General features: G+C 64.1%; 14 protein-coding genes. 12 read left to right on the forward strand and 2 right to left on the reverse strand.

Features of this window, described 5'->3' with window-relative positions; genetic code table 11:
• Positions 1 to 6: 6 nt before the first annotated feature.
• The 9 genes from AYJ54_RS17785 to AYJ54_RS17825 all read left to right on the forward strand — a co-directional run bounded on the left by AYJ54_RS17785 (position 7) and on the right by AYJ54_RS17825 (position 10,205).
• Positions 7 to 2,085: a sensor histidine kinase gene (locus AYJ54_RS17785; protein ID WP_063700646.1), complete on the forward strand. Its 2,079-nt coding sequence runs from the start codon at positions 7 to 9 to the stop codon at positions 2,083 to 2,085.
• Positions 2,055 to 3,800: an ATP-binding response regulator gene (locus AYJ54_RS17790; protein WP_063700648.1), complete on the forward strand. Its 1,746-nt coding sequence runs from the start codon at positions 2,055 to 2,057 to the stop codon at positions 3,798 to 3,800. The genes AYJ54_RS17785 and AYJ54_RS17790 overlap by 31 nt, the downstream gene beginning before the upstream one ends.
• A gap of 24 nt (positions 3,801 to 3,824) precedes the next feature.
• Positions 3,825 to 4,562 carry a response regulator gene (locus tag AYJ54_RS17795; RefSeq protein WP_063700651.1) on the forward strand — a complete coding sequence of 246 codons (738 nt, stop codon included), beginning with the start codon at positions 3,825 to 3,827 and terminating at the stop codon, positions 4,560 to 4,562.
• A gap of 325 nt (positions 4,563 to 4,887) precedes the next feature.
• On the forward strand, positions 4,888 to 5,499 hold the full coding sequence (locus AYJ54_RS17800; RefSeq protein ID WP_063700653.1) for a sigma-70 family RNA polymerase sigma factor: 612 nt from the start codon (positions 4,888 to 4,890) through the stop codon (positions 5,497 to 5,499).
• Positions 5,500 to 5,957: 458 nt separating this feature from the next.
• On the forward strand, positions 5,958 to 6,656 hold the full coding sequence (locus AYJ54_RS17805) for a cytochrome c biogenesis CcdA family protein (protein WP_063700654.1): 699 nt from the start codon (positions 5,958 to 5,960) through the stop codon (positions 6,654 to 6,656).
• Positions 6,657 to 6,682: 26 nt separating this feature from the next.
• Positions 6,683 to 7,246, forward strand: a complete 564-nt coding sequence (locus AYJ54_RS17810; RefSeq protein ID WP_063700677.1) for a thioredoxin family protein — start codon at positions 6,683 to 6,685, stop codon at positions 7,244 to 7,246.
• A gap of 102 nt (positions 7,247 to 7,348) precedes the next feature.
• On the forward strand, positions 7,349 to 8,323 hold the full coding sequence (locus tag AYJ54_RS17815) for a hypothetical protein (protein WP_063700656.1): 975 nt from the start codon (positions 7,349 to 7,351) through the stop codon (positions 8,321 to 8,323).
• Positions 8,324 to 8,519: 196 nt separating this feature from the next.
• Positions 8,520 to 9,113 (forward strand): L,D-transpeptidase, encoded by a 594-nt coding sequence (locus AYJ54_RS17820; protein ID WP_063700658.1) that lies wholly within the window; start codon positions 8,520 to 8,522, stop codon positions 9,111 to 9,113.
• 54 nt (positions 9,114 to 9,167) lie between these two features.
• Positions 9,168 to 10,205: an amino acid ABC transporter substrate-binding protein gene (locus AYJ54_RS17825; protein ID WP_063700660.1), complete on the forward strand. Its 1,038-nt coding sequence runs from the start codon at positions 9,168 to 9,170 to the stop codon at positions 10,203 to 10,205.
• A gap of 215 nt (positions 10,206 to 10,420) precedes the next feature.
• On the opposite strand, the gene AYJ54_RS17830 is transcribed toward AYJ54_RS17825, so the two are convergent.
• Positions 10,421 to 11,560, reverse strand: coding sequence for an acyl-CoA dehydrogenase family protein (locus AYJ54_RS17830; protein WP_063700663.1), 1,140 nt, complete (start codon positions 11,558 to 11,560; stop codon positions 10,421 to 10,423).
• Positions 11,561 to 11,772: 212 nt separating this feature from the next.
• Positions 11,773 to 12,987, reverse strand: a complete 1,215-nt coding sequence (locus tag AYJ54_RS17835; protein WP_063700664.1) for an acyl-CoA dehydrogenase family protein — start codon at positions 12,985 to 12,987, stop codon at positions 11,773 to 11,775.
• 158 nt (positions 12,988 to 13,145) lie between these two features.
• Here AYJ54_RS17835 and AYJ54_RS17840 point away from each other — a divergent pair, with 158 nt between their 5' ends.
• The 3 genes from AYJ54_RS17840 to AYJ54_RS17850 all read left to right on the forward strand — a co-directional run bounded on the left by AYJ54_RS17840 (position 13,146) and on the right by AYJ54_RS17850 (position 16,062).
• Positions 13,146 to 13,691, forward strand: a complete 546-nt coding sequence (locus tag AYJ54_RS17840; protein ID WP_063700666.1) for a carboxymuconolactone decarboxylase family protein — start codon at positions 13,146 to 13,148, stop codon at positions 13,689 to 13,691.
• 336 nt (positions 13,692 to 14,027) lie between these two features.
• The gene (locus tag AYJ54_RS17845) at positions 14,028 to 14,522 is read left to right on the forward strand and encodes a VOC family protein (RefSeq protein WP_063700668.1); all 495 of its coding nucleotides are present in this window, start codon (positions 14,028 to 14,030) and stop codon (positions 14,520 to 14,522) included.
• A 208-nt stretch (positions 14,523 to 14,730) separates the two neighbouring features.
• A complete protein-coding gene (locus tag AYJ54_RS17850; protein ID WP_076611642.1) occupies positions 14,731 to 16,062 on the forward strand; it encodes an IS1182-like element ISBrsp8 family transposase in 1,332 nt (443 codons plus the stop codon).
• The last annotated feature ends 101 nt before the right edge of the window (positions 16,063 to 16,163 follow it).

Below are 16,163 nucleotides of genomic sequence, written 5' to 3' on the forward strand. Positions count from 1 at the left end.
GGTTCGTTGACTGCGCCAGGACACAGCGAGCTCGCAGACAGGCTGCCCGGCCGGGTCGGGCGGCTGCGCGCACGCCTGGTCGGCGTCTTGCGGGCGGTGCCGATCCGCTGGCGCATCCTGTCGATCGCCGCGCTGAACTCCGCCGTGGTGGTGGTGCTGGTGGGCCTGATCTGGAACGGCTCGCAGGTGCTGAGCTCGGCCTGGGACGACGTGCGCCAGGTGCGCGAGTCCGATAAGATCCTGGCGCTGCTCGAAAGCGAGACCGGGCGCCTGCAGAACCTGATCCACCGCTACATCAACCAGCCGAGCCCGGACCTGTTCGCCGAAATCCTCCTGCTGCGCGAGGCCGTGCTGGGCACACTGACCAACCGCGCCGCCAAGGACCCGATGCTGGCCGGCTCGGTCGAGGAGCTGGAGCGCACCACCGAGCGCTTCCTCAACGGCTTCGGCGAGCTGCGCAGCGTGCAGGCGACCATCGCCAAAACCTATGAGGAGCAGGTGCAAGGCCCGGCCAAGGACATGGCGGGCCTCTATTCCATCATCGAGGGCGCCACCGGCCACCGCGACGCACTGATCTGGCCTTCGCTCGGCAAATCCCGCGAGGCCTTCACGGCCATGCTGGTCGCGGCGAATTCCTACTATTTGTCGCTGTCGCCCGGCGCGGCCGAGGACGCGCGCCACAACACCGAGACGATCGAGACGACCATTCCGGTCATGCTCGATCTCGCCGACAACGATCTCCAGCGCATGGCGCTGCAACGGCTCGCGACCCGCACCGCCGCGCTGCGCGAGGGCTTTGCAAAACTCTCCGAGCAGCTCACCAGCCGCACCGAGCTGTTGCGCAACACCATCGACGCCAGCCAGGCCGAGGCGATCGGCGCCATCGACGATCTCTCGACCAAGATGCGCCAGCGCGAGCAGAAGGCGCAGGAGACGTTCGACCGCACGCTGTCGGACATTTCGCGGCGGGTGCTGTCGATCGCCGTGATCTTCCTCGGCATCATCCTGAGCGTCGGCGTGCTGATCGCGCTGTCGATCCGGCTGCCGCTCCAGCAGATCATGGCGGCGATGCGCGCGATCACGATGGGCGATCTCGATCGCGAAGTGCAGGGCATCAAGGCGCGCGACGAGGTCGGCGCCATGGCGCGCGCGGTGGAGGTGTTCCGCGAGAACGCGATCGCCAAGCGCAAGGCCGAGGACGAGCTGCGCGCGTCCAAGGAGAAGGCCGAGAGCGCGCTGCTCGAGCTCAATACCGCACAGCAGAACCTGATCGATGCCGAACGGCTCGCCGCGCTCGGCGGGCTCGTCGCCGGCGTCGCTCACGAGGTCAACAATCCGATCGGCATCAGCCTGACGGTTGCTTCCAGTTTTGCCCGGCGCAGCGAGATCTTCGAGGCGCAGCTGAAGGGCGACGGCGGCCTGCGCCGCTCGCAGCTCGAAGAGTTCGTGCAGGCCTCGCGCGACGCCTCGCAGCAGCTCGTCGCCAACCTCCAGCGTGCCGGCGAGCTGATCCAGTCATTCAAGCAGGTCGCAGTCGACCGCTCCCATGCCGAGCGGCGGCAGTTCTCATTGAGCGAAGCAACCGACCAGATCATCGCGAGTCTGCGCCCCGTCCTGAAGCGCTCGCCGATCACGCTCCAGGTCGATGTGCCCGAGGGGCTGCTGCTCGACGGCTATCCCGGCTCCTACGGCCAGATCCTGACCAACCTCTTCCTCAACGCCGCCAACCACGCCTTCGCCGACGGCCGCGCCGGCACGATCTCGATCTCGGCACGGCCGCGCGGGTCCGACGACATCGAGATCATCTTCGCCGATGACGGGGCCGGCATGACGCCCGACGTGCAGCGCCAGGCCTTTGACCCTTTCTTTACCACCCGGCGCAATGAAGGCGGCACGGGCCTTGGCCTGCATATCGTCTATAACCTGGTCACCCAGCAGCTCGGCGGGCGGATGATGCTGGAATCCAAGCCGGGACAAGGCACTACTTTTCGGATTATCATGCCGCGGGTCGCCAAGGGCGGCGCGCAAAGCACAGAGACTGACGGGACTTCTCAATGGCCGAACAGGACGATGTCCTCCACCTGATCGACGATACCGGTACCGCGTCGGAGGATACCAGCTCCCGCAAATGGAAGATCGCCGTCATCGACGACGATCCGGCCGTGCATGACGGCACCCGCTTCGCGCTGTCCGACTACAGCCTCAACGGCCAGAACCTGGAGATCCTCTCCGCCTATTCCGCGGCGGAGGGTCGCAAGCTGATGGCCCAGCACCACGACATCGCCGCCGTGCTGCTCGACGTCATCATGGAGACCGATGTCGCCGGCCTCGAGCTCGTCGAATTCATCCGCAACGAAATCCGCAACGAGACCGTGCGTATCATCCTGCGCACCGGCCAGCCCGGCCAGGCGCCCGAGCGGCGCGTGATCGTGCAGTACGACATCAACGACTACAAGGCCAAGACCGAGCTCACCGCCGACAAGCTGTTCACCTCGCTGACCGCGGCGCTGCGCTCCTATCAGCAGCTCGAGCGCATGGTGCAGACGCGGCGAGGGCTCGAGATCATCATCGATGCGGCCTCGACGCTCTACGACTTCAAGTCGATGCAGCGACTCGCCGAGGGCGTGCTGACCCAGCTCGCCTCGCTGCTCAATGTCGATTGCGCCGGAATATTGGTCCTGCGCGACAATGGCGGATCGGATGCCGAGCTTTCGGTGCTCGCCGGCAGCGGCTGCTACAGCCGCTTCATCGGCACGACCTCGTCGAAGGCGCTCGACCCCGATCTACGCGAGCTGGTGGAGGCCGCGTTCCAGCGCCGCAAGAACGAATTCGCCGACCATCGCAGCGTGATCTATTTGCGCACCGGCAGCGGCCGCGAGGTCGTGGTACTGCTCCAGGCCGAGCGTGAGCTGTCCGAAACCGACCGCTCGCTGGTCGAGATCTTCTCGAGCCGGCTCTCGATCGCCTTCGACAATGTGATCCTCTACCAACAGCTCCAGGACGCCAACACGCAGCTCGAGGACCGCGTCGCCCAGCGCACCCGCGCGCTGATGCAGGCCAACCGCCGCCTGTCCGCGCAATGGCTGCGGCTGCAGCGCGCCAACGGCTTCAAGAACGAGATTCTTGGCACGGTCGCGCACGATCTGAAAAATCCGCTTGGCGTGATCCTCGGCCGCACCGAGATGCTGAAGGAGCTGATCTCGACCGGTGCGTCGGAAGGCGGCGTCATCGCCCAGGTCGACCACATTCGCGACGCCACCAAGCGGCTGACCACGATGGTCGATCATCTGATCTCGGACGCGATGGCCGATGCCTTCGACATCACCATCCGCCGCGAGCCGGTCGATGTCGCCGCGCTGGTCCAGGAGGTCGCCGACGCCAACCAGCCGCTCGCGGTCAACAAGCAGCAGACGATCAGCGTCGCGGCGCCGCCGAACATCGTCACCATGTGCGACACCGACCGCATCCGCGAGGCGATCGACAACCTGATCAGCAATGCGATCAAATACAGCCCGATCGGCGGCCAGATCGCCGTGGCGGTCAGCCATGAGGGCAACGACACCATCATCCGCGTCACCGACGAGGGCGCGGGCCTCTCGCCGGAGGATCTCGGCCGCCTGTTCGGCCGGTTCCAGCGGCTTTCGGCCAAGCCGACCGCGGGCGAGAGCTCGACGGGGCTTGGGCTTTCCATCGTCAAGCGTATTATCGACATGCATGGCGGCGAGGTGACCGCCGAGAGCGACGGCCCCGGCAAGGGGTCGACCTTCACCATCACGCTGCCCGCGACCGAAATGCCCTGATCCCAGTGCCAAGATCTGAGTGATATGACCCAAAGCCAGCACATCATGATCGTTGACGACGAGGCCCCGGCCCGGGAAATGGTCGGCGACTACCTCAAGATGCACGGCTTCACCGTGACGCTGTGCGACGGCGGCAAGAGCCTGCGCGCAGCGATCGAGGGCGGCATGCCCGATCTCGTCGTGCTCGATCTCAACATGCCCGAGGAAGACGGGCTGTCGATCATCCGCGACCTGAAGAGCCGCATCAATGTCCCGGTGATCATGCTGACGGCAACGGCAAGCCCGATCGACCGCGTCGTCGGGCTCGAGCTCGGCGCCGACGATTATGTGGCCAAGCCGTGCGAGCTGCGCGAATTGATGGCACGCATCCGCTCGGTGCTGCGACGGAGCGCGCCGGTGAAAGCCGTGGCGACGGAAGCGGCGGCGGCGAAATCGGAAAAGGATCAACTGGTGCGCTTCGGCACCAAATGGCTCGACCTCGAAGCGCAAGCCTTGCGCGACGACGAGGGCAACGAGCATCCGCTCACCGCGTCCGAGTTCGGACTGCTAAAGGTGTTTGCGGCCAATCCGAAGCGCGTGCTGTCGCGCGAGCGTCTGCTGGAATTGGCCAATGCGCGCGACGCCGAAGCGTTCGACCGCGCCGTCGATCTGCGCATCATGCGCATCCGCCGCAAGATCGAGCCAGACCCGACCAAGCCCGCGGTGATCCGCACCATCCGCGGCGGCGGCTATCTGTTCTCGCCGGCGGGCGAGAAGGCGTAGGCAGCAGCAACAATCTCAGTGAGTCGTCCCGGCCTAGTGCGCAATTGCGCAACTAGGCCGGGACGACGGCGTGAATCGAGGCGGCAACGAACGCAAGAGCCCGCAATTCGTTCCCAACCCCGCGAAGTCCGCACCCCCGTATTTTCCGTACATTGAAATTGCACTACTTTTTGCCCCGAATGTTTCGTCGCGCGGTTTGCGACGAAACAATTTGGCGACGCATGAAACCATTTTCCGCTTGTCGCGCAGACGTCCCGAAACGCTGGCTCATTAACACTTTGGTCCAAGGAAACGCCGCCGGTTGCGGCGCTACGGGGAGCCAGTCATGCAGAACGTCGTCGCCATCAACGCCGAAGCCAGCCAGAGCATCATTGCTGCTCAGGCGACCTCGGACGACATGCTCCTGGAAAGCATCGCCGACGGCAACCGGACGGCCATGCACATCCTCTATTGCAGGCACAATGTGCGGGTGTACCGCTTCATCCTGCGTATCGTGCGCGACGCCACGACGGCTGAAGACCTGGTGAGCCAGGTTTTCCTGGACGTGTGGCGGACCGCCAGGCAATTCCAGGGCCGCTCGCAGGTCTCGACCTGGCTGCTCTCGATCGCCCGCTTCAAAGCCCTGACCGCGATGCGCCAGCGCCGCTTCGAGGACATCGACCAGGAAGACGTGCGCCAGATCCCCGACGAGGCCGACACGCCCGAGACCTCGCTCGACCGCAGCGACACCAGCGCGATCCTGCGCGCCTGCGTGGCAAAACTGTCGCCCGCGCATCGCGAGATCATCAATCTGGTCTACTACCATGAGAAGTCCGTGGAGGAGGTCGGCGCGATCATCGGCATCCCCCAGAGCACGGTGAAGACGCGGATGTTCTATGCCCGCAAGCAACTGGCCGACCTGCTTAGGGGCGCCGGCGTCGACCGCTTCGCCGCGTAAAGATTCGAGATTTCAATTGGATAGGACCATCGCTACGGCCCTATCCCGGACACGAAAGTGTTACCGCCGACGAAACAATTGAAACAAAGCACAACATCAGGCGGAAAAACTTCGACACTATAAAGTCCGCATACGGTTTTGGTTAGACCTCCCAAGGACCTCCAACGACCCGGTCGGGATGCCCCCCTCCGGGTCGTTTTGTGTTTGAGGCTGGCACCGCTCTCTCATTCGCTCCCCCCTTGCGGGGGAGGGGCAGGGAGGGGGGCAGCCACGAACTCCGACTTGGCCCGGGGCTACCCCCTCTCCAACCCTCCCCCGCAAGGGGGCAGGGAGCGCGCCGTGTTCGCGGCGGGTAACGCACCGTCTTTGGGGCAGCACACCGGTCACGAACGTGTGACGCGTGTAACGACTGATGTATCGCGCACGAACAACCTCGTGACCCATTCACGAGTGGCCCGATGCTCGACCTGACCTTCGCTGTCCTCGCCGGCATCCTCACAATTGCTGCCCCCTGCACGCTGCCGATGCTGCCGATCCTGCTCGGCGCCTCGATCGGCCGCACCTCGCATTTGCGCCCCGCCATGATCGCGCTCGGCTTCGTCATCGCGTTCTCCGCGACCGCGCTGCTGCTCGGCGCGATCACGCGGCTGTTCGATTTCGACCCCAATTTGCTGCGCTCGGCTGCGGCGATCCTGTTGCTCGGCTTCGGCCTCTTGATGCTGTGGCCGGCGCCGTTCGAGTGGCTGTCGATCCGGCTCAATGGCTGGCTCGATCTCGGGGCGTCACAGGCCGCGCAGCGCGAAGGCGCGCTCGGCGGACTCGTCCTCGGCACCACGCTTGGCCTGGTCTGGACGCCCTGCGCCGGCCCCGTGCTCGGCTCGATCCTGACGCTGGTTGCGACGTCGAAGAACCTGTCCTGGGCCGGCACGCTGCTGGTGGCCTACGCAATTGGCGCGGCGATCCCGATGCTGGCGATCGCCTATGGCGGGCAGGCCGCAACCACGCGCGTGCGCAGCCTCGCGCGCATCTCGCCGCGCCTGCAGCAGGGTTTTGGCGTCGTCGTGATCGCCTTCGCGGTCGCCGCCTACTTCCAATACGACACGCTGATCGTGGCGTGGCTCACCGGCTTCTATCCCACCGGCCAGATCGGCCTGTGATTATCATCGCACCGGAGGACGCTTCCATGACCCCCAAACTGCTCGCCGTATCTGCCGCACTGATCGGCTTTGCCGTGACCGGCGCCGTGATTCCCGGCATCTGTGACGAGGCTTCGCGCGCGGCGCCGATCACCGTCGCTGCCGCAAGCCACGAAACCGCACCGGACTTCACCGGCATCAACAACTGGTTCAATTCAAAACCGCTCACCATTGCCGATCTCCGCGGCAAGGTCGTGCTGGTCGACTTCTGGACCTATGGCTGCGTCAACTGCGTCAACACGCTGCCGCACGTCACCGAGCTCTATGCCAAATACAAGGACAAGGGCCTGGTCGTGGTCGGCGTGCACACGCCGGAATTCCCGTTCGAGCGCTCGGCCGCCAACGTGCAGGCCGCCCTGAAGCGTCACGGCATCACCTATCCGGTGGCGCAGGACAACGATTCCCGCACCTGGAACGCCTACCGCAACCAGTATTGGCCGGCGCAATACGTCATCGACCAGAGCGGCAAAATCGTCTTCCGGCATGCTGGCGAAGGCAGCTACGACGAGATCGACCGGACGGTGGCACGCCTGCTCAACGCCAGCAGCTGATGCCGCACGAACATCGCGTGACTGGTTCCGCTTGCCGCTGTTGTTGCTTGACTCCACGGATATGTCCGTGGAGTTTCGTGCCGACGGAATCAGCCGCCCGAAATGGACGACGCGACCACCAGCAACGAAATTCGCCTTCGTGAAGGCTCCTCCATTGCGCAGCGGCTGGTCATGGCCGGCTTTGCGGCAGCCGTTTCCCTCTGCTTCACACCCGGCCTGTTCACGCACGATTACCTGGAAGTGAGCATATCCGTGCTCGCGCTCCTATTGGGAGCCGCGTTCATCGCCGGCGTCATGCTGGCGCCGGCGGTGGTGTGGATCATCACGCCGAATGAGATCCTGATCGGGCAACAGCGTCCCTTCGGACGGCTCCGCACGAGGATCGTCGCGAAAGACGACATAGCGGGACTGCTGGTCCCGGGAAGCAAGGCTTCCAAAGCCCGCTTCCATCTGGCCTTCACGCTTGCTTCGGGCGAGCGCCTGACGTCCCCGCCGATCTCCGACGTCACGCATGTGCGTGAAACGGTCGCTCGGATCGCCGCGCAATTCGGCGTTCCCAACGTCGAGGCACCGGTCAATCCGCTCGATGCCACCAATCCCGAGATGCATCTTGGCGAACCCGTCGAGCCGTTTTCCAAAAGGGACGTTCGGATCGTTGCATTGATCGCCGTCGGACTGTCCGCCGTTCCCTACGCCTACAAGCTCTGGCGCGGTCTGTCGCCCGGCCCGGTCGACATCATGCTGCTGCCGATCGGCGCGATCGCTGCGTTCGCCGTGCACCGATACGCCAATCTCGTGACCGGCGCCTTCTGGATCATCCGGCAAGGGGATATTCGCGTTGAACGCCTGTCCGGCGACGGCAAGCTGCGCGCGGACCATATCGAGGGGCACGACGTGAAGGCGATCACGGTGGAACGCCGCGGACGATCCGAGGACGAGCACTGCATCGTCGTGATCAGATTGCGGTCCGGGCAAAGGTTTCGCAGCCCCCGCATCGGCTCGAGGAACGAGGCGCGCGCCGTGGGCGCCGAAATCGTCCGGCGCCTCGGGATCGAGCCTCAGAACAACCAGATCTGACATGCCTCCGCCCGCCGGGGATGCTGCTGCCACTGCTTTTCGCGCCATGCCCCCACTTCGTGGCATTGATGCATGTCAAAAAACCAAAGTATTCTCGTTACATACCGGCCGGGCGCGCCATTAACTTGCCATGAACTTGCCCCTGAGATTTGATGGTTCCGAATGATTTGCGCTTTGGCAGCGGGGAGAGCCTGATATGACGGATTTTCGTCGCCTGACCGGGATGTTCATCGCCACACTCGGTCTGGTCCTGTCCACCTCATCTGCCTTCGCCCAGCAGCCTGACCGCGGCGATGAGCCCGGCCTGATCGCGGACGACAGTTACCAGCTCGATCCGGAATGGCAGAAGCAGGTCGTGTATTTCCGCACCACTGAGACGCCGGGTACCATCATCATCTCGACCGCCGAGCGTCACCTCTATCTGGTGCAACCCGGCGGGCGCGCGATCCGCTACGGCATCGGCGTCGGCCGCGACGGTTTTCAGTGGCAGGGCCTCCTGAACATCACCAACAAGAAGGAATGGCCGGACTGGACGCCGCCGCCGGAGATGATCCAGCGCCAGCCCTATTTGCCGCGCTTCATGGCCGGCGGTCCCGGCAATCCGCTCGGCGCGCGCGCGATGTATCTTGGCACCACGGTCTACCGCATCCATGGCACCAACCGTCCGGACACGATCGGCACCAAGGTGTCGTCGGGCTGCTTCCGCCTCGTCAACAACGACGTGGCCGATCTCTATGATCGCGTCCCGGTCGGCACCAAGGTGGTCGTGCGGCAGAAGCCTGAACTCTGATCTTCCCGCCTTCGCCAATAGCCCTTTTCCCGATTATTTCGAGAGAGAGACATCATGCGCACTTTTCGAGGCGGCCTGCTGATCGGACTCGCGGTCGCCGTGCTGGTCGGCGCCCTGGCGGTCATCTATGAATTCTACGACACGCGCACGCTGAAGCGTACCGTGCGGCGCGGCGAGGTGCTGTGCGGCGTCAACAAGGGCCTGCCGGGCTTCTCGATTCCCGACGACAAGGGCAACTGGACCGGCTTCGACGTCGATTTCTGCCGCGCGGTGGCCGCCGCCATCTTCGACGATCCGAGCAAGGCGAAGTTCGTTCCGCTCGACGCCAGCGAGCGCTTCAAGGAATTGCAGAGCCGCAAGGTCGACATTCTCTCGCGCAACTCGACCTGGAGCATGGCGCGCGAGCTCGACTACGACCTCTATTTCCCCGCGGTCGCCTATTACGACGGCGCAGGGTTCATGGTGCCGCGCTCGCGCAACAAGGAGACCTCGCTGGATTTGAACGGCAGCAAGGTCTGCGTGCAGGCCGGCACCACGACGCTGCTCAACCTCACCGACTACTTCCGCGCCAACAACATGAAGTTTGAAGAGGTGAAGCTCGACAAGCTGGATGACGTCGTGAAGGCGTACGACACCGGCAAGTGCGACACGCTGACCGCCGACGTCTCCCAGCTCTACGCGCTGCGGCTGAACCTCTCGAAACCCGGCGACCACATGATCCTGCCGGACATGATCTCCAAGGAGCCGCTCGCTCCCGTCGTACGCCAGCGCGACGACGACTGGATGATGATCGTGAAGTGGACACTCTACGCGATGATCAACGCCGAAGAGCTCGGCGTCACCTCGGAGAACATCGACGAAGCGCTGAAGTCGAAGAAGCCCGAGGTGATGCGGCTGGTCGGCACCGAAGGCAATTACGGCGAGCAGCTCGGCCTCACCAAGGACTGGGCCGTGCGCATCATCCGCCACGTCGGCAATTACGGCGAAATGTACGAGCGGAATATCGGCGAAAAATCCAAGCTGAAGATCCCGCGCGGCATGAACCAGCTCTGGAACGCGGGTGGTGTGCAATACGCGCCGCCGATGCGGTAGGCGGTCTCTCCATCGTCATTGCGAGCGAAGCGACGAAGCAATCCAGATTGTCGCCGCGGAGAGATTCTGGATTGCTTCGCTGCGCTCGCAATGACGAGCTTGGGGCACGAGCTTTCATCCTCTCAGGGCCGTAGCCCGCATGGAGCGCAGCGGAATGCGGGACTTTTCGCCGCGACATCCCCCGGATTTCGCTGCGCTCCATCCGGGCTACAAGCTCAATATCCCCTCGCCCGGGCGAGCTGCTCGGTGTGGTAATTCGCATCGCCGAACAGTTCCTCGCAGACCCGCGCGCGCTTCATGAAGAAGCCGATGTCGAACTGGTCGGTCATGCCCATGCCGCCGTGCATCTGCACGCCTTCCTGCACCGCGCGCGTCGCAGTGGTGCCGGCGCGGGCCTTGGCCACCGCGACGGCTGATGCGGCCTTGCCGACATCCGTATCAAGCGCCTGGAGCGCCTTCATCACGGCGGCGCGGGTGATCTCGATGTCGACATAGAGCTGGGCGGCGCGGTGCTGAAGCGCCTGGAATTCACCGATCAGCTTGCCGAACTGCTTGCGCTGCTTCAGGTACTCGACGGTGCGGTTGAACACTTCATCGCTCAAGCCCACCATCTCGGACGCCACCGCACCGCGACCGATATCGAGCACGCCGTCGAGCAGGCCTGCGCCCTGATCGACCTCGCCGAGCACGCTGTCGGTATTGACCTCGACATTGACGAACTCGATCCGCGCCGCGTTGTGCGAATCGACCATGATGGTACGCTCGATCGCAACGCCCTTTGCTTGCGGATTGACCAGGAACAGCGTCAGCCCGTCGCGCTCACCGGCAGAGCCCGCGGTGCGCGCCGCGACGATCATGAGATCGGCGACGTGGCCGTCGACGACCAGCGCCTTGGCGCCGGAGAGCTTGAAGCCGTTGCCGGCGCGCACGGCTTGCAAGCTGGTCTGCAGCGGCCGGTGCTTGGCACCCTCGTCGATCGCAAGCGTGGCGAGCAGAGAGCCGTTGGCGATTTTTGGCAGATGTTCCGACTTCTGCGCGGCATTGCCGCCGCGGTTCAGCGCCGAGGCCGCGACCACGCTGGTGGCCAAAAACGGCGACGACATCAGCGTGCGGCCGATCTCTTCCATCACCACACCCGCCTCGACAAAGCCGAGGCCGCTGCCGCCGAACTCTTCCGGCACCAGCAGGCCGGCAAAGCCCATCTCGGCGAAGGATTGCCAAAACTCCTTGGAGAAGCCGGTCGGATCCTTGGAGTCGCGCAAGTGGCGCAGATGCGACACCGGCGCCTTGTCGCTGATCAGCCCGCGCGCGCTGTCGCGGAGCATCGATTGTTCTTCGGTGAGGACGAGGGCCATGGTGGTGTTTCCGATTCGAAATCTATCTGATTTTCGTCATTCCGGGATGGCCCACTAAACTCGGGTTTACCCGAGTTTAGCATCCTTATTGCCCAAGTCGGCAACAGCCGACTTGGGTGGGCCAGCCCCGGAATCCATACTCCCGATTGGTGGTTATGGATTCCGGGCTCGCGCTTCGCGCGCCCCGGAATGACGTACTGTGAGAGCGTGCTCTAGGCCCCCGGCAGATCGAGGATGCGCTTGGCGACGATGCCGAGCATCACCTCGCTGGTGCCGCCCTCGATCGAATTGGCCTTGGTGCGCAGCCAGGCGCGCGGACGGGCGCCCTGCTTGGAGCGCTCGCTCTCCCATTCCAGCGCATCGACGCCGCCGGCCGACATCAGGATCTCGTAGCGGCGCTTGTTGAGCTCGGTGCCGTAATATTTCATCGCGGACGAGAACGCCGGATGCGCCTGCCCCGCCTTGGCGAGGTCAACCGCACGCTCGGCGCAGGCCGCAAGCGCAGCTTCATCGACTTCGAAGGTGGAGATCTGGCTGCGCAGCATCGCATCGTCGAGGCGCCCCTGAGCGTCCGTGCCGATCGAATCCGCGGCGATCTGCCCGAGCGGACGGCCGACGCCGCGCTCGCCCATGCCCGAGATCATCGCGCGCTCGTGCTGCAGCAGATATTTTGCGACGTCCCAGCCGCGGTTGACGGTGCCGACGACATGCGACTTCGGCACGCGGACATTGTCGAAGAAGGTTTCGCAGAACGGCGAGTAGCCGGAGATCAAGAGGATCGGCTTGGTCGACACGCCCTTCGAGGTCATGTCGAACAGGATGAAGCTGATGCCGTCGTGCTTCTTCGCCGCCGGATCGGTGCGGACCAGGCAGAAGATCCAGTCGGCGTAGTTCGCATAGGACGTCCAGATCTTCTGGCCATTGATGATGAAATCATCACCATCGCTGTCCGCGCGGGTCTGGAGCGAAGCAAGATCGGAGCCGGCATTGGGCTCGGAATAGCCTTGGCACCAGCGGATCAGGCCCGCCGCGATCTTCGGCAGGTGCTCCTGCTTCTGCGCTTCATTGCCGTATTTCAGCAGCGCCGGCCCGAGCATCCAGATGCCGAAGCTCGACAGCGGCGGGCGTGCGCCCATCTTCGCCATTTCGGCACGCAGCACCTTGTGCTCGGCCGCGCTCAGGCCGCCGCCGCCATATTCCTTCGGCCAGTCCGGCACGGTCCAGCCCTTGTCGCGCATGCGCTCGAACCAGACGCGCTGCGGCTCGGAGGCGAATTTCGCGTTGCGCCCGCCCCAGAACACGTCGGTATCTGAGGCGACGGGCTTGCGCATTTCCGGCGGACAGTTGGCCTCCAGCCAGGCGCGGGTTTCGCTGCGGAATGTTTCGAGATCGTCCGTCTCGGAATCGTTCGTCTTGGCTTCAGTCATGGGTCGTTTCCATCAATCAAAATCGACTTGTTGCTGGAGACTCTGGGCCATTGCATCGCGGAATTCAACCTATTCCGCATCGCGCGGCTACTCACGCGAGGCGGCATTCGGCTATAGTCGCTGCTACGGCGAGGCTTGAAAATAAAGAGGAAACAAGGATGCGCCTGAAACTACTTTCGCCTGGCGAAATGAGCGACAACCAGCGGCAGACCTATGAGGAGTCGATTGCCGGAAAACGCGGCAAGCCACCGGCACCGATGATGGCCTGGCTCAGCAGCCCCGACATGGCCCGCCATGCCACGCGGCTCGGCGAGGTCCTGCGCTTCGACACGGTATTCCCCGCAAAGCTCTCGGAGATCGCGATCATGGTGACGGCGCGGCACTGGACCGCGCATTACGAATGGTATGCGCACAAGCGCCTCGCCCTGCAAGGCGGCATGAAGGTGGAGATCATCGACGCCATTCGCGATCGCCGCACGCCCGAGTTCGACGATCCCAAGGGCAAGATGATCTACGACGTGGCGAAGTCGCTGCATGAAGGCCATGGCGTCGAGAAGGGCCTCTACGACGACGCGGTTAAGCTGCTCGGCGAACGCGGGCTCGTCGAGGTGATCGGACTGTGCGGCTACTACACGCTGGTGTCGATGACGCTGAACACGTTCGAGTTCGGTCTGCCCGAGGGTGAGGTCTCGGAGCTTAGCTAGTGCGCGATGAGATTGAGTACGATCGTTTGCCCATGTTCACCTCTCCCCAGCGGGGAGAGGTCGGATTGCAGCTGGCGATGCGAAGCATCGTCCAGTGCAATCCGGGTGAGGGGCCGCAGCGCTCAATGGATGCCTTAACTCCTCACCCGGATCGCATCTTTCAATGCGATCCGACCTCTCCCTACGGGAGAGGTGAACCGCGCCCTCGGCTCACATCGATACAACCAAAACTCATCCCCGCTTTAGTTGCCGATCCGGAAACGCTGGGTTTCGAGATAGGCTGGTAGCACTGTCCCGAAGCCCGCCTTATGTGGAGTTCGTCAACGGAGCAACCACATGTCGCAAAGCCCAGCCGTCAATCCCGGCACCCGGATCGGCCACGTTCACCTCAAGGTCGCCGATCTCGATCGCGCGCTCGGCTTCTATTGCGGCGTACTCGGCTTCGAGTTGATGCAGCGCATGGGCTCCGGTGCCGCCTTCATCTCGGCCGGCGGCTATCATCACCACATCGGGCTCAACACCTGGGAAAGCAAGGGCGGCTCGCCGCCGCCACCGGGCACGACCGGGCTTTATCACACGGCGATCCTCTATCCGACCCGGCCTGCGCTCGCCGATGCTCTGCATCGCGTGCTCTCGGCCGGCATCGCGCTCGATGGCGCGAGCGACCACGGCGTCAGCGAGGCGCTTTACTTGCGCGATCCCGACGAGAACGGCGTCGAGCTGTATTGGGACAAGCCCAGGGAGCAATGGCCATTTGGGCCGGACGGCAAGCTTGCAATGGTCACGAAGCGGCTGGATCTCGAGGAGCTGCTAAGGCAGCGAGAGGTGTGATCCCGTAGGGTGGGTTAGCCCTGCGGCTGCGCGAAGCGCAGTCCGCTAGGCGTAACCCACCTCTTTTCTTTCCGGTTGTGAGAGACGTGGTGGGTTACGCTTCCGCTAACCCACCCTACGAGGCTGTGAATCTTTCATTTCGGCTGGGCGGATGTAGCGGAGATCAAGGCCGTCGTGATTCTCTGTGTGCCTTGATTCGGCGGAGGGGATGATGGCTGACGAAGAGCTATTTGGAGAGCTGCCGGAACAGGCGAAGCCGCGAGCAGGTGCAGAGCCGGTTGGAGCGCCGCGGCTGCGCGAGCCGATGCGTGACCAGATCGAACTGCGTGCCGTGGATATCGAGAGCCTGATCGGGCAAGAGCATCCGGCGCGCGTGATCTGGGCCTATGTTGAGGGGCTGGACCTGAGCGAGCTTGAGGATCGGGTCAAGGCGCGGGAGAATACGCCCGGTCATCCGCCGCCATCGCCACGACTGCTGCTGGCGCTTTGGCTTTACGCCACGAGCGATGGCGTGGGCAGCGCGCGTGCGCTGGACCGCCTCTGCGAGAGCCATGACGTCTATCGCTGGCTATGTGGCGGAGTGTCGATGAACTATCACACGCTGTCGGACTTCCGGGTCGGCTGTGCCGACCTGCTCGACCGCCTGCTGAGCGAGCATCTGGCGGCGCTGAGCAAGGCGGGGCTGGTCGATCTGGAGAAGTTGACCCAGGACGGGGTGCGGATACGGGCCAATGCGGGGACCGGATCGTTCCGGCGGGAGGCGACGCTGGATCGGCAGATGGCGCAGGCCCAGGCTGTGGTGGAGGAGCTCAAGCGCGAGGTCGATGCGGATCCGGAAGCCAGCAATCGGCGCATTCGGGCCGCGAGGGAGCGCGCGGCGCGCGAACGCAGCGAGCGGGTGCAGGCGGCGCAAGCGGCGCTGGCCGAGATCAAGCGCAAGCGAAAGCAGCTCGACGAGAAGGGCGGCAATGGCAAAAAGCCGAAGGAGGCGCGGGCCTCCACCACCGACCCGCAGGCGCGGGTGATGAAGATGGCGGATGCCGGCTTTCGTCCAGCCTACAACGTGCAGGTGGCCAGCGCGGCGGGCGAGCTGATCGTGGTCACGGTCGACGTCGACAACAATGGATCGGATCGCGGCCTGATGCGGCCGATGCTGGAACGAACGCGATCACTGCTGGGCCGCTTTCCCCGCCGCCACCTCGTCGATGGCGGTTTCTGCAGCGCCGAGGATATCGAGTGGGCGCATAGCGAAGGCATCGACATCTACTGTCCACCAACGCAGTCCAGGAGCGGTGTCGATCCTTATTTGCCCCGGCATGGCGACGGTCCGGGCGTGTTGGCCTGGCGTGCTCGCATGGCCAGCGAAGACGGCAAAGCTCAGTACCGAGCCCGTACGATCTGCGAATGCATACATGCCCGCTGGCGCAACTGGGACCTGCGGCAATTGACCGTCCGCGGTATCGAAAAGGTCCGCGCCGTCGTCCTCTGGTACGCGCTCACCAACAACATCCTGCAGGGCCACCATCTCGCCAAACCATAGTGGCACCCACAGTCCGCCTCGTCACAGCCCTCGGATCAACTCAACTCGCCATTTCCCTGCCGGCCAATCTCCGCAGATCCAATAGCTTCACAGGCTCTACG

Origin of the sequence: Bradyrhizobium centrolobii (assembly GCF_001641635.1) — a bacterium.
GTDB lineage: Bacteria > Pseudomonadota > Alphaproteobacteria > Rhizobiales > Xanthobacteraceae > Bradyrhizobium > Bradyrhizobium centrolobii.

Bases quoted from the DNA above. Each gene is read 5' to 3' on its own strand.
- AYJ54_RS17795 (WP_063700651.1), top strand. From the start codon at position 3,825: ATGACCCAAAGCCAGCACATCATGATCGTTGACGACGAGGCCCCGGCC.
- AYJ54_RS17805 (WP_063700654.1), top strand. From the start codon at position 5,958: ATGCTCGACCTGACCTTCGCTGTCCTCGCCGGCATCCTCACAATTGCT.
- AYJ54_RS17815 (WP_063700656.1), top strand. From the start codon at position 7,349: ATGGACGACGCGACCACCAGCAACGAAATTCGCCTTCGTGAAGGCTCC.
- AYJ54_RS17790 (WP_063700648.1), top strand. From the start codon at position 2,055: ATGGCCGAACAGGACGATGTCCTCCACCTGATCGACGATACCGGTACC.
- AYJ54_RS17820 (WP_063700658.1), top strand. From the start codon at position 8,520: ATGACGGATTTTCGTCGCCTGACCGGGATGTTCATCGCCACACTCGGT.
- AYJ54_RS17825 (WP_063700660.1), top strand. From the start codon at position 9,168: ATGCGCACTTTTCGAGGCGGCCTGCTGATCGGACTCGCGGTCGCCGTG.
- AYJ54_RS17850 (WP_076611642.1), top strand. From the start codon at position 14,731: ATGATGGCTGACGAAGAGCTATTTGGAGAGCTGCCGGAACAGGCGAAG.
- AYJ54_RS17835 (WP_063700664.1), bottom strand. From the start codon at position 12,987: ATGACTGAAGCCAAGACGAACGATTCCGAGACGGACGATCTCGAAACA.
- AYJ54_RS17840 (WP_063700666.1), top strand. From the start codon at position 13,146: ATGCGCCTGAAACTACTTTCGCCTGGCGAAATGAGCGACAACCAGCGG.
- AYJ54_RS17800 (WP_063700653.1), top strand. From the start codon at position 4,888: ATGCAGAACGTCGTCGCCATCAACGCCGAAGCCAGCCAGAGCATCATT.
- AYJ54_RS17810 (WP_063700677.1), top strand. From the start codon at position 6,683: ATGACCCCCAAACTGCTCGCCGTATCTGCCGCACTGATCGGCTTTGCC.
- AYJ54_RS17830 (WP_063700663.1), bottom strand. From the start codon at position 11,560: ATGGCCCTCGTCCTCACCGAAGAACAATCGATGCTCCGCGACAGCGCG.
- AYJ54_RS17845 (WP_063700668.1), top strand. From the start codon at position 14,028: ATGTCGCAAAGCCCAGCCGTCAATCCCGGCACCCGGATCGGCCACGTT.